This window comes from Marinifilum sp. JC120 (assembly GCA_004923195.1).
GTDB lineage: Bacteria > Desulfobacterota > Desulfovibrionia > Desulfovibrionales > Desulfovibrionaceae > Maridesulfovibrio.
On the sequence record RDSB01000003.1, the window covers coordinates 151,743 to 163,499 of the forward strand.

An 11,757-nucleotide genomic window follows, 5' to 3' on the forward strand; every position below is an offset into this window, starting at 1 on the left:
TTTATCCACGATTTTTATAATGAAATCATTGTCTGGTAAAAGCGAGGGGAAAAAGAAGCCCGTTCACCCCACGCGTAGTGACCTAAGTACATCTTTACTAACAAACGCAAGCTAACCAACTAAAATAAAGGTCTTTCGCATGAAACCAAAGAAAACAAATACAGCCACCAAAACGTGGGAAATGATGCAATGTTCCCGTGAAATACTTGGCCCAACCTGCATCCAAAAAATTTTTTCCAGAGGCCAGAGCCAAATCAACCGCTATTGCTCATCCCCACAGCATGAAGACCATCAGCGCAATCCACTGGACAGGCTGCATCTGCTTTTCAGCAAACTTGAGGAAGAAGGTGAAAGGGAATTGGTAATAGCTGCCCTGAACCACTTATGCAGTTCAGTGGGCTATAGAATTCAGGAACAACCTGAAGTTATTCCCGACAAGTTAACCGTGGAAGAGGAATGTCTTGATGACTACCCCGAAAAAGTAGAGCTGGACAGGCTTATCGCCAGCAACTCAGCCCCCGAACTGGTCCGCAGGCAAGGGGAACACACCTGCCGGGAAATCATGGAAACAGTGACCAGCTATGAAGAGCATTGTAAAAAGAACTAACAAAGAAACCCCATCCTGAAATAAATTTCAGGATGGGGTTTCTGAGTTCAATTTTCTTCAGACTATATTTTTTTAATTCTTCATGTTCACAAACTGAAACGGCATATCAAAGTCGGAATCCTTGACCAGAGAAATTACAGACTGCAAATCATCCAGTTTTTTACCGGTGACGCGGACCTGATCGTCCTGAATGGCTGCCTGCACTTTCATTTTTGCGCCTTTAATCATCTTCACGATCTTCTTGGCTGTATCTTTATCGATACCTTCTTTAAGTTTGATCTCCTGCTTGAGCTGTCCGTTGGAAGTAGGCTCAAACTTACCGAACTCAAGAGATCTGGGATCGACTTTACGTCTGGTAAAATGAGTGATCATCATGTCCTTCACGGCCTTGATTTTCATTTCATCACCAGTAACGATACTGATAGTATTTGTCTTCTTGCTAAGAGTAATCTCAGTATTCACTCCGCGAAAATCGTAGCGGGTATCAACTTCCTTGAGCACATTGTTCACAGCGTTATCGACTTCCTGTGCATCGATCTGGCTTACAATATCAAAAGACGGCATGGTATATCCTCCATATAAAAAATTATTGGCAATTTGATTTCGCCCTGTAATCTAACAATCAGCAAGACATAGTCAAGCCCCGCACCCCATGCGGTTTAAGATATCAAGGCCTTTTCAACGGAAGGGTATATATCGAAAATGGTATCGAGCTTGGTAAGTCTGAAGACTTGCTCCACTTTGGGATGCAGCCCTGTAAGCAAAAACCGCCCGCCTACAGGGACATCATGCGCAGCAGGGATCAACCCGGCAAGACCGCAGGAATCCATAAAAAGAACAGATGACAGGTCCAGCACAAACTTGTACTCCCCTTCACCAACCAATGATGAAACTCGTTCCTGCAACACAGAAGAATTGGTTGCATCAACCCTGCTTTCACCAACACGCAGAATGACAAAGTCCCCGACCCTTTCCTGAGACAAAATCATACTCTGCTCCTGAACAGCTTACACTATTACCCCGTTCCCCTATTGCAACATTACGGCAAAAACAATATCAATCCAAAAAATTGCAAAAAAGTATCAAAACAATTACAAATCTAACTACTACCATCCCAAACTACAGAGAGCAATAGCTATGTACATACTCAATTTGCGTTACATAAAACCATTGGAAGAGATTGACGCTTTACTGGAAGAGCACATCAAATTCCTTGAAAAATATTATGCAAAGGGTGTTTTCATCACTTCAGGCCGCAAAGTTCCACGCACTGGCGGAGTAATTCTCGCGAGAAATATTACCCTTGAAGAACTTGAAAAAGCTATCAATGAAGATCCCTTCAAACGAGAAGGAGTAGCAGAATACGAAATCATCCAGTTCATCCCCACAATGATGGCCGACGGCTATGAAATTCTAAAGGACACTCTTGAATAAAAACGAATATATACTTTAATCTCTACTTCGCCATAATCAATTCAAAGAATTAAGCTTGTTCGTAAGCTTCCTGAATTCAGTCTTCATTTCAATATTCTGGAAAACAATCAGTTCAGGTGTTTGCAATTCCGATATACGGTCCAGCATGGCATTGGCGTCCCGCATCAACGAGATTAGGCTATGTGCCCCCTGAACGGTCTCATAAGTATTCAAGGCAACCTCATACTCATTTGAAATATCAGATTTAGCATCCGCGATGCGCTCCCTATTTTTGCGAAGATAGCCAGCGTACATCTTAGCAGTCCTAACAGTCAGTCCCTGTGCAGCTAAATTTGTCTTGTATATCCCCCGGTACTTGGCAGGCTCGCTATTGATCTTCTCAATAGTCCTTTGGATCAACTCCTCCTGCTTGCCGATAATCTCAGCCATGCGGACTTGATAGACATCGTCAACCTTCTGCTCATAATTATCATAAAGGTTGAGTAGAATACGCAGCAGCAAGGTATGCATGCCGTAATAACGTTTGGCCATTTCAATATTTTCGTTAGCTTCGGCAGTAAGCCGCTGCAATTCGGTAGTGATGAGCTTTACATTGTTGAAAACGGAAACAAGCCTAACATCATCATCTCCGGTAACGCTGTAGACAAGAGTTTCAACCTGCTCCCGGTCAACCTTCATGCCCATAGCCTGCATTTCGCTAAGCAGTTGATCGACGAGTCCTTCAATACGTTTATCATTTTCCTCTTCGCGGATTTCAAGTTCTTTGATTTCCGCATCAATGGAATCAGCATCTTTTTTCCATACTTCCCACTTCTTCACATTCTTGGGCGCGGCAAGACGCTCGGTCTTCAGTTCTGCAACCCGCTCACGACAATAACTGGAATCCTCCTGCAATTTGCGGATAGCATCCTTTGTTTCCGACATACCCGAAATACCGAGCACTTCAATACATTCATCCAGCAAATCATTGATCTTACCGTCAACACTCTCTTTATCAGCTTCCAGAGGGTTCCACGATGAATCCGGCACATCGGCCCGGATATCAAGTTCAGATACGGCATCTGAAAGCAGAGGATGAACTTCACCCCAGACTTCCTCAAGGGAGGATGCCGGAGCAGAAGTAACAAAACAAAATACAAGTACAACTACAGAACAAATAACTCTCACTTGAATCCACCTCTAACTATTCACAAAAGAATCAATCATCACTGCCTGAATCGCTATCCCCGGAATTATTATCACCCTGGTCGTTCTCATAATAGTCATCGTCATAACCATTTTTACGACCTCCTCTCCGAGAATTCTTTTTCTTAAATTTAAACACAACCCAAATAACTGCCACAATAGCAAGAAGGCTCAAAAAACTTTCAAAATCCATACTACCTCCCGACATTGAATAGTTCGGATTATGATCCTAACACCTTATAAAAGCAGGTGTCATGCATTAAGTACAAAACATACATTCTCCTTACAGAACCCTGAATGCGAAACAAAGTCTGTCATTCCAATTGAATGTGAATTTTTTCCCGATTATAAACCAAAAATCATATAATACTATGATTTAACACTTCACAACTGGACAACGATTCAACAGAGGCATATAAACCCGCCGAAGGATAGTGGAATTACGTCCACCTATACATACTGAGCCCTGTGCCCCCGCCCGGCCTATCGTCAACAAAGGCCCCGCGCTGCGCCTCAGCCCGGCTTTACGCTTTACGCATTTCCCGAGAGCCATAAAACTACACCACAGATACGGGATTTGCCGGGATTTAGACTTCAGTATTCATTGTTTTACAGATCTAAACGAATGGAGAGAAGTTATGACACAGTCATTGGCAAAGACATTTGTGAATACCTTTCTGGGCCATGCCCCGATGTGGTACAAACTGACTATTCTGGTCTTCCTGATCATCAACCCGATAATCATGGCAACCCTAGGACCTTTCGTTGCAGGCTGGGTTCTCATTGCTGAATTTATCTTTACCCTAACCATGGCACTTAAATGCTATCCTCTTCCGGCAGGCGGGCTGCTGGCTATGGAAGCTGTGCTTATCGGACTGACCACCCCGGAAACCATCTACCACGAAGCGCATCATAACTTCGAAGTTATCCTGCTGCTAATCTTTATGGTTGCCGGCATTTATTTTATGAAGGACTTCCTGCAATTCACCTTTACCCGCATTCTGGTCAACGTACGCTCCAAAAAGCTTATATCCCTACTGTTTTGCTTTGCAGGAGCATTCTTATCCGCATTTCTTGACGCGTTAACCGTTACAGCTGTTATCATGGCTGTGGCATTAGGCTTTTACAGCGTTTACCACAAGTATGTTTCAAGCGGCGCGGATAAAGGTTCACACAGCCTTGATTCCGACCTGCATCTCAAAGAAAAGAACCGCGAAGAGCTCAAAGAATTCCGCGGGTTCTTGCGTAACCTAATGATGCATGGCGCTGTGGGTACTGCACTGGGCGGTGTATGTACCCTCGTTGGTGAGCCCCAGAACCTGCTTATCGGCAGTGAAATGGGCTGGCACTTCATCCCCTTCGCCGTGAAAGTAGCCCCTGTAACCATGCCTGTTTTTGTAATCGGCATGCTGACCTGCCTTCTGACTGAACAGTTCAAAATCTGCGGTTACGGATTCACCCTCCCCGGCAACATCCGCTCCTTTCTTTTTGAAGAAGCCATGCGTCAGGAAGAAAAACAGGGACAGGCCGGTAAAGTTAAACTGATAATTCAGGCCCTCATCGGCGTCTGGCTGATTCTTGCTCTAGCCTTCCACCTTGCCGCAGTAGGTATTGTCGGACTTTCAATTATTGTACTGCTGACTGCTTTCACCGGCGTTATCGAAGAAAGCCGCATCGGCCCCGCATTTGAAGAGGCTCTGCCTTTCACCGCACTGCTGGTGGTCTTCTTCGCTGTCGTTGCTGTTATCCACTCTCAAGAGCTCTTCAAGCCGATTATATCGTACGTGCTCAGCATGCAGGGTCAGGCCCAGCTCATGGCCTACTACGCTGCAAACGGCATACTCTCTGCCATCTCTGACAACGTATTCGTAGCGACTGTCTACATCTCCGAAACCAAGATGCATTTTGTACACGTACTTGATGCCATCCCCGGTATCGGCATGACCGGACAGGCTCTTATGGATAAGCTGACTGATCCCCACGCTGTACGCGGGGACATCATCGCCACACTGCCGCAGGCAGCAGGCGCTCAGGTTCAGGCCGCCATGCACCAGTTCGATAAGCTTGCCGTTGCCATCAACACCGGAACCAACATTCCTTCTGTTGCCACTCCTAACGGTCAGGCTGCATTCCTCTTCCTGCTGACCAGCGCAGTGGCCCCGGTCATCAGGCTTTCTTACGGTAGAATGGTTATGCTGGCACTGCCCTACACCATCACCATGTCCATCACCGGACTGCTGGCTGTAGACTGGTTCTTGTAAGCCATACATATATAGTATTAAAAAAGCGGGTAACCTGATTGTCAGGTTACCCGCTTTTCTTTTTGTCCTCTCTGGACATAGAAAAATAAAAAAACTAACACATACGCAGGATCAACATTTAACAACCAGAAGATTGCCCATGAAAACAGATTTAAAAATAATCGGCTACATCCGCTCAACCATCAAGGACAGAGCCGACGCCCCCAAGCAAGGCAACGAAGGCGGTGTTGAAGCATCAGTGGAAATCAGGGAAGAATACAGAGATTCGCTAGATGGACTGAAAACAGGAGCAAAAATACAGCTGTTCACATGGTTGCACGAAGCAGACCGCAACTGCCAGAGAGTACATCCGCGCGGCGATGAGTCGCGGCCGAAACGAGGTGTATTTTCCACCCGTTCCCCGGACAGGCCCAATCCAATAGGGTTGCACCCGGTAACCATCACCGCCATTGACGGCTGCAAAATAAAAGTCCGTCCTATGGAAGCCATAGACGGAACACCGCTGGTGGACATAAAAATAGCCCAGCGTTAAAAATGGAATATACCACCATCCCACGGGGCCGGTTACAGAAGGACCGACCCCGCATGGGGTATTCCATCGATACAGGTATCGTGAAATCTCGGGTAATTACTACCGGGGACGGTAAGTAATTCTGCCGCGAGTAAGATCATAAGGGGAAAGCTCTACTGTCACCTTGTCGCCGGGCATAACCCTGATGCGGAATTTACGCATCTTGCCGGAGATGTGAGCCAGAACCTCATGACCGTTTTCAAGCTCTACGCGAAACATTGCGTTAGGGAGAGCTTCTTCCACGGTGCCATTAACTGCAATTCCTTCTTCTTTAGCCAAAATTTTTCCTCTTACTATTGTATGTTCATAAAAAAAGCCCGCATACGCAACTGCGACAGCGGGCTTAATTTTCGATTTTCCCGAATAACGGAAATATCAAGACTGTCTTTAGGTACAAAATGGCTTTGGTGAGAACTAGCTGTTTTCACCTGCCCAAAGGGGCTTTATACCAAATTGCTACAAATTACCAGCGTCTGGGACGCTCTTCCCTCGGACGGGCTTCATTAACTTTCAAGTTACGGCCACCGAAGTCAGTACCATCAAGGCTTTCAATAGCTTTAATTGCACCATTGTCTTCCATTTCAACAAAACCGAATCCGCGGGGGCGGCCTGTTTCACGATCATTGATGAGTTTAACAGAAACTACTTCACCAAACTCTTCAAAAGCTGCCCTAACATCTTCCTCGGAAGCACTCCAGGGAAGATTACCCACGTAAATGTTTTTCGACATTTCTCAAAACTCCATAAAAGCGTTAAAACTTAAAACAAACCAGACTAGCCGCCCGCGAACAAAAATTCGTAACGACAAACGCTGCACTCAGAAACCCGCTGAGAGTCAAGCAATCAACTAAATACCTTAAAGACAATCTACGATATTCGGCTGAAATCCGGTAACCTATTAGCCCCATAACCCGATAAAGATAAAAGAGCAATAGGCCCGTGCAAAAAAGGGGAAAGAAAAATCCTTTTCGACACGGGCCATTAGGTGCTTATATGAAGCGAACTGCTATTTCTTAAGCCAGCTCATCATTTTGCGGAGTTCACCACCAACCTGTTCAATCTGGTGTTCTCTGCCAATACGGCGCATGGCACTGAAGTGCGCATTACCGGACTTGGTTTCCACAATAAATTCTTTTGCGAATTCACCCTGCTGGATTTCCTTGAGGATCTTCTTCATTTCCTTGCGGCTTTCCTCATTGATAACGCGAGGACCGCGAGTAAGGTCACCGTACTCAGCAGTATCGGAGATGGAATCACGCATCTTGGCAAGACCACCTTCATAAATAAGGTCGATGATCAGTTTGCACTCATGCAGACACTCAAAGTAAGCGATTTCAGGCTTGTAACCAGCTTCTACGAGAGTTTCAAAACCGGCCTTGATCAGCTCGGAAAGACCGCCGCAAAGAACTGCCTGCTCACCGAAAAGGTCAGTTTCAGTTTCTTCACGGAAAGTGGTCTGCAATACGCCGGAACGGGTCGCGCCGATACCTTTTGCGTAAGCAAGAGCGATGTCAAAAGCTTTACCGGAAGCATCCTGATCAACAGCGATGATTGCGGGAACAGCTCCGCCTTCAGTGTAGGTGCGGCGTACGAGATGACCGGGGCCCTTGGGAGCAGCCATGATAACATCAACGTCCGCAGGAGCGGCGATCTGTTCGAAGTGAATATTAAAACCGTGACCGAAAGCAAGAACGTTGCCGGGCTTCAGGTTGGGTGCGATATCGTTCTTGTATACGTCCGCCTGAACCTGATCGGGCAGAAGGATCATGATAAGGTCGGCCTGAGCAGCAGCTTCAGCAGCACTGACAGGTTCGAAACCGTGTTCCTTGGCAAGCTCGTAGTTTGCGCCGCCGGGACGCTGACCTACAACAACTTTAATACCGGAATCACGAAGGTTCTGTGCGTGGGCGTGGCCCTGGCTACCGTAACCAATGATGGCAACTGTCTTGTCTTTGAGCAGACCCAGATCAGCGTCATTTTCATAATAAACTTTCATTGCTTTCTCCTGATTTTTATCTTTAATTCGGACACGAAACTCGCGAATAGTTTCCCGGCGGCTCGCCTTGAAAAAAAGCCAGCCGGAGAGCACTCCTGTGCCGAAATGTTGATGAAATTTTTTTTACCTAAACTTGCAGAGCACGCTTCATGGCTACGGTGCCTGTGCGGGCGACTTCCTTGATACCGAACCGACCCAGCAGGTTGATCAAAGCTTCAATTTTGCCGTGATCGCCAGTGACTTCAATGGACAGTTCGTCCACGCTGACATCAACAACCTTGCAGCGGAAAATATCTACAATACGTAGAATTTCAGCACGCTTGGCATCTTCGGCATTAACCTTGATCAGTACCATTTCCCGTTCCACCGAGCTATGCTCGATGAGATCCACAACCTTGATAACAGTGACCAGTTTGCGAAGCTGCTTTACAATCTGCTCCACAATATGTTCGTCGCCGTTGGTTATGATGGTCATGTGGGAAACTCCCTCCTCAAGGGTGGGAGCAACGTTGAGTGACTCAATGTTGAATCCTCGCCCACTGAACAGTCCTGCAACTCTGGAAAGAACCCCGGGCTCGTTTTCAACTGTCACGGATAAAGTATGTCTCATTACTTCCTCCTAAACGAGCAGCATTTCGGTTAATGAAGCACCGGCGGGAACCATGGGATACACGTTCTCCTCCGGATCTACACGGACATCGATGATGGTGGGCTTTCCGTTGGAGAAAGCTTCCTTGAGTATCGGTTCGAGGTCTTTTTCTTCAGTAACCCTGTAACCGGCGGCTCCGTATGCTTCGGCAAGTTTTACGAAGTCCGGCTGGGCATCCATACAAGTTTCACTGTAGTTGCAATTGTAAAAAAGCTCCTGCCACTGGCGGACCATTCCGAGGTAGCCGTTATTCAAAATAACAATTTTTACGGGAAGGTTGTTGCAGACAGCCGTCATCATTTCCTGAATATTCATCTGAATAGAACCGTCACCGGCAATATTCACCACTAGTTTGTCCGGGAAGGCCATCTGAGCACCTATGGCTGCGGGAAAACCGAAGCCCATGGTACCAAGACCACCTGATGAAAGGAAAGATTTGGAGCGTTTAAACTTATAAAACTGTGCGGCCCACATCTGGTTCTGACCCACTTCAGTGGCGACAATAGCTTCGCCCTTGCTGATCTCGTAGACTTTCTCCACGACACGCTGAGGCTTGATGTAATCGGTATCGCTCTTTTTATAACGCAGAGGATGAGTTTCGGACCATTCCTGAACCTGTCTGACCCATACGGCGTGGGCTACTTCCCAGTCGATGGAATCAAGATTCGGTTCCATTTCACTCTTTAATGCAGACAGTGCGCTTTTACAGTCAGCGACCAGAGGCACGTGTACGGCTACGTTCTTTTGAATTGAAGTGGGGTCAATATCGATGTGAACAAGAGTGGCTTTAGGGGCAAATGTGCTGACCTTACCGGTAACACGGTCATCGAACCTCGCCCCGATTGCCAGGACGAGGTCCGCGTTATTTATTGCCATGTTTGCGGCGTAGGTGCCGTGCATTCCCAGCATCCCCAACCAAAGGGGATCATCTCCGGGAAAGGCGCCCAGCCCCATAAGGGTAGCGGTCACCGGAATGTTCAGGCTCTTGGCGAGCCATGTCAATTCATCCTCAGCTCCAGAGCTGATAACCCCTCCGCCAGCATAAATCAAGGGCCTTTCTGCGCCTTCGATCAATTTTGCGACTTTTTTAATCTGACGCGCATGCGGTGTCAGGTTCGGGCTATAGCTCCGTAGCGACACATCTTCAGGCCATTCGAACTCGAATTTCTGCTGCATAATGTCCTTGGGCAAGTCAACAAGAACCGGGCCGGGACGTCCTGTACGGGCCAGATAAAAAGCCTGTCGGACAGTATAGGCAAGGTCTTTAATGTCCTTTACCAAGTAATTATGCTTCGTGCAGGGACGGGTAATTCCTACAATATCCACTTCCTGAAACGCATCGTTTCCGATAAGCGGGGTGGGAACCTGCCCGGTGAAAATAACCACCGGAATTGAATCCATGTACGCCGTTGCTATGCCGGTAACAGTGTTGGTCGCTCCGGGACCTGATGTCACGAGGCAGACTCCTACATCGCCGGTGGCGCGTGCATAGCCGTCCGCAGCATGGATTGCACCCTGTTCGTGCCTTACAAGTATGTGCTTAAACGGATAATTGGGCAATTCGTCGTAAATATCAATAACGGCTCCACCTGGGAATCCGAATACGACGTCCACACCCTCCTTTTTCAGACATTCAAGAAATATCTGAGCTCCGGTGAGCTCCATGGCTACCCTCCCTTATTTATGCTTGTCGAGCAAAGCTTGCAGCTTTGTCTTTCCAGCGAGTTTTTTCTTCTTCAATTCTTTAACTTCCTGAGTTTCAGTCTCACTCAGGAAGTTCTTAGCTTCCATTTTATCGATGAGTTTCTTAAATTCGGTGTGCTGATTCCATAGAGCGTTAATTTCGCTGTCCTGGCCCACTAGCTGCTCGATCAGATCAATGTCTCTCTGTTCCATTTGAAACTCCTTTTTGCAATGGTTTGCAACTCAGGCGCTGGCGGGAATTATCCCTTCCCAGCGCGGTTCAACATCGGACTCCACCAGTAAAACCTTTTTACGGTTGGTATGTCCTGATGCAATGGAAATATTACGCTTTTTGAGACCCAGACGGGTCGCGACAAAAGTGGCAAGAGCCTTGTTTGCTTTGTTATCCACAGCAGGCGCGTTTATACGCACACGCACACTGTCCTGATACTCTCCGGTAACACCTTCATTTTTGGCACCGGGCTGCACCCATACGGAGACCCTCCACGAACCACGTCCGCAGGGTCTGATGTAAGAGGGGAGTTCAGTAATAACTTCGTTCACTTGGCTTTTTTGAAGAATTTAAGTTTAGACTCGATGGCTTCAACCTTCTCAACTTCGGGATCACCGATCTCCAAAGTCTTGAGATGTGATTCAAGGAGAGCTTTCAGCTCAACCTCAAAACGGGTTCTCTGCCTTTTCAACTCATTAATATCCTCGTGGATCTGAGCCAGCCTGTTATGGGCCTGCTGCAAAATCACCTCCGCCCTTGAATGGGCTTCGTTGAGGATAAGCTCGGCCTCTTTTCTTGCAGTGGCTTTGAGGTCGTCCACCATCTTCTGGGTGGTCATCAGGGTATCGCGCAGGGTTTCTTCCCTCTGGCGAAACTCGATGATAGTATTCTCTCTCCGGGAAACCATTTTCTGAAGCTGCTTTTTTTCATCAGCAGCGGTACCCAGAACATCCGCAAGCTCAGCCATCAGTTGGTCCACTTCGCTCTTGGAGTACCCGAATAAGGATTTAGAGAACTTCTTATTAAGTAAGTCGATTTTTGAAAGACTCATGCCCACCTCCGGCATCTACATACCATAAGCGAGTCTGGTGAGGTTGCCCACCAGAGCAATGTCGATCATCTGGATAGCCAGAAGAACAACAATGGGTGAAAGATCAAATCCACCAATATTTACAAAGGGAAGATACTGCCGCACTTTGGCGAAAACAGGCTCTGTTACGCTGCGCAAAAATTTGACAATGGGATTGTAGGGATCAGGATTGACCCAAGTAATCAAGACGGAAATGATAACCACCCACATATAGAGATTAAGAACAAGCGAAAGAACCTTCGCCACGGCAAGAATCACGTAATCCATT

At 47.0% G+C, this 11,757-nt stretch carries 17 protein-coding genes; 4 read left to right on the plus strand and 13 right to left on the minus strand.

Going from position 1 to position 11,757, the window contains the following annotated elements; translation table 11 throughout:
- Positions 1-139 precede the first annotated feature (139 nt).
- Positions 140-607, plus strand: coding sequence for a hypothetical protein (locus D0S45_04810; GenBank protein TIH18540.1), 468 nt, complete (start codon positions 140-142; stop codon positions 605-607).
- 72 nt (positions 608-679) lie between these two features.
- Here D0S45_04810 and D0S45_04815 read toward each other — a convergent pair whose 3' ends face one another.
- Positions 680-1,171, minus strand: coding sequence for a YajQ family cyclic di-GMP-binding protein (locus tag D0S45_04815; GenBank protein ID TIH18541.1), 492 nt, complete (start codon positions 1,169-1,171; stop codon positions 680-682).
- Between the two features lie 95 nt (positions 1,172-1,266).
- The gene (locus D0S45_04820; GenBank protein ID TIH18542.1) at positions 1,267-1,596 is read right to left on the minus strand and encodes an anti-sigma factor antagonist; all 330 of its coding nucleotides are present in this window, start codon (positions 1,594-1,596) and stop codon (positions 1,267-1,269) included.
- Between the two features lie 148 nt (positions 1,597-1,744).
- On the opposite strand from D0S45_04820, the gene D0S45_04825 reads away from it, so the two are divergent.
- On the plus strand, positions 1,745-2,041 hold the full coding sequence (locus D0S45_04825; protein ID TIH18543.1) for a GTP cyclohydrolase: 297 nt from the start codon (positions 1,745-1,747) through the stop codon (positions 2,039-2,041).
- A 36-nt stretch (positions 2,042-2,077) separates the two neighbouring features.
- Here the strand turns inward: D0S45_04825 and D0S45_04830 are convergent, their stop codons facing one another.
- Entirely contained in the window at positions 2,078-3,208 is a 1,131-nt protein-coding gene (locus tag D0S45_04830; GenBank protein ID TIH18544.1) for a hypothetical protein, read from the minus strand.
- A gap of 31 nt (positions 3,209-3,239) precedes the next feature.
- The gene (locus D0S45_04835; protein ID TIH18545.1) at positions 3,240-3,419 is read right to left on the minus strand and encodes a hypothetical protein; all 180 of its coding nucleotides are present in this window, start codon (positions 3,417-3,419) and stop codon (positions 3,240-3,242) included.
- A gap of 445 nt (positions 3,420-3,864) precedes the next feature.
- Between D0S45_04835 and nhaB the strand changes: the two genes are divergently transcribed.
- Together nhaB and tsaA are read left to right on the plus strand one after the other, a co-directional pair.
- Entirely contained in the window at positions 3,865-5,487 is a 1,623-nt protein-coding gene (nhaB, locus tag D0S45_04840) for a sodium/proton antiporter NhaB (protein TIH18546.1), read from the plus strand.
- A 139-nt stretch (positions 5,488-5,626) separates the two neighbouring features.
- Entirely contained in the window at positions 5,627-6,019 is a 393-nt protein-coding gene (gene tsaA / locus D0S45_04845) for a tRNA (N6-threonylcarbamoyladenosine(37)-N6)-methyltransferase TrmO (protein TIH18547.1), read from the plus strand.
- Between the two features lie 99 nt (positions 6,020-6,118).
- Here tsaA and D0S45_04850 read toward each other — a convergent pair whose 3' ends face one another.
- The 9 genes from D0S45_04850 to D0S45_04890 all read right to left on the minus strand — a co-directional run bounded on the left by D0S45_04850 (position 6,119) and on the right by D0S45_04890 (position 11,756).
- Positions 6,119-6,337: a translation initiation factor IF-1 gene (locus tag D0S45_04850; protein TIH18548.1), complete on the minus strand. Its 219-nt coding sequence runs from the start codon at positions 6,335-6,337 to the stop codon at positions 6,119-6,121.
- Positions 6,338-6,521: 184 nt separating this feature from the next.
- Positions 6,522-6,788: an RNA-binding protein gene (locus tag D0S45_04855; protein ID TIH18549.1), complete on the minus strand. Its 267-nt coding sequence runs from the start codon at positions 6,786-6,788 to the stop codon at positions 6,522-6,524.
- Between the two features lie 276 nt (positions 6,789-7,064).
- Entirely contained in the window at positions 7,065-8,054 is a 990-nt protein-coding gene (ilvC, locus tag D0S45_04860; GenBank protein ID TIH18550.1) for a ketol-acid reductoisomerase, read from the minus strand.
- 127 nt (positions 8,055-8,181) lie between these two features.
- Positions 8,182-8,664 (minus strand): acetolactate synthase small subunit, encoded by a 483-nt coding sequence (gene ilvN, locus D0S45_04865; protein TIH18551.1) that lies wholly within the window; start codon positions 8,662-8,664, stop codon positions 8,182-8,184.
- Between the two features lie 9 nt (positions 8,665-8,673).
- Positions 8,674-10,368 (minus strand): biosynthetic-type acetolactate synthase large subunit, encoded by a 1,695-nt coding sequence (gene ilvB, locus D0S45_04870; GenBank protein ID TIH18552.1) that lies wholly within the window; start codon positions 10,366-10,368, stop codon positions 8,674-8,676.
- Positions 10,369-10,380: 12 nt separating this feature from the next.
- Positions 10,381-10,599 carry a DUF465 domain-containing protein gene (locus D0S45_04875; protein ID TIH18553.1) on the minus strand — a complete coding sequence of 73 codons (219 nt, stop codon included), beginning with the start codon at positions 10,597-10,599 and terminating at the stop codon, positions 10,381-10,383.
- Between the two features lie 30 nt (positions 10,600-10,629).
- A complete protein-coding gene (locus D0S45_04880; protein TIH18554.1) occupies positions 10,630-10,950 on the minus strand; it encodes a DUF167 domain-containing protein in 321 nt (106 codons plus the stop codon).
- A complete protein-coding gene (locus D0S45_04885) occupies positions 10,947-11,450 on the minus strand; it encodes a DivIVA domain-containing protein (protein ID TIH18555.1) in 504 nt (167 codons plus the stop codon). The genes D0S45_04880 and D0S45_04885 overlap by 4 nt, the downstream gene beginning before the upstream one ends.
- Before the next feature lie 15 nt (positions 11,451-11,465).
- Positions 11,466-11,756, minus strand: a complete 291-nt coding sequence (locus tag D0S45_04890) for a YggT family protein (protein TIH18556.1) — start codon at positions 11,754-11,756, stop codon at positions 11,466-11,468.
- Between the last annotated feature and the right edge of the window lies 1 nt (position 11,757).

Excerpts from the sequence above, each read along its gene's own strand:
- D0S45_04810 (TIH18540.1), top strand. The coding sequence starts at position 140 with ATGAAACCAAAGAAAACAAATACAGCCACCAAAACGTGGGAAATGATG.
- D0S45_04815 (TIH18541.1), bottom strand. The coding sequence starts at position 1,171 with ATGCCGTCTTTTGATATTGTAAGCCAGATCGATGCACAGGAAGTCGAT.
- D0S45_04820 (TIH18542.1), bottom strand. The coding sequence starts at position 1,596 with ATGATTTTGTCTCAGGAAAGGGTCGGGGACTTTGTCATTCTGCGTGTT.
- D0S45_04825 (TIH18543.1), top strand. The coding sequence starts at position 1,745 with ATGTACATACTCAATTTGCGTTACATAAAACCATTGGAAGAGATTGAC.
- D0S45_04835 (TIH18545.1), bottom strand. The coding sequence starts at position 3,419 with ATGGATTTTGAAAGTTTTTTGAGCCTTCTTGCTATTGTGGCAGTTATT.
- nhaB (TIH18546.1), top strand. The coding sequence starts at position 3,865 with ATGACACAGTCATTGGCAAAGACATTTGTGAATACCTTTCTGGGCCAT.
- tsaA (TIH18547.1), top strand. The coding sequence starts at position 5,627 with ATGAAAACAGATTTAAAAATAATCGGCTACATCCGCTCAACCATCAAG.
- D0S45_04855 (TIH18549.1), bottom strand. The coding sequence starts at position 6,788 with ATGTCGAAAAACATTTACGTGGGTAATCTTCCCTGGAGTGCTTCCGAG.
- ilvC (TIH18550.1), bottom strand. The coding sequence starts at position 8,054 with ATGAAAGTTTATTATGAAAATGACGCTGATCTGGGTCTGCTCAAAGAC.
- ilvN (TIH18551.1), bottom strand. The coding sequence starts at position 8,664 with ATGAGACATACTTTATCCGTGACAGTTGAAAACGAGCCCGGGGTTCTT.
- ilvB (TIH18552.1), bottom strand. The coding sequence starts at position 10,368 with ATGGAGCTCACCGGAGCTCAGATATTTCTTGAATGTCTGAAAAAGGAG.
- D0S45_04875 (TIH18553.1), bottom strand. The coding sequence starts at position 10,599 with ATGGAACAGAGAGACATTGATCTGATCGAGCAGCTAGTGGGCCAGGAC.
- D0S45_04885 (TIH18555.1), bottom strand. The coding sequence starts at position 11,450 with ATGAGTCTTTCAAAAATCGACTTACTTAATAAGAAGTTCTCTAAATCC.
- D0S45_04890 (TIH18556.1), bottom strand. The coding sequence starts at position 11,756 with ATGGATTACGTGATTCTTGCCGTGGCGAAGGTTCTTTCGCTTGTTCTT.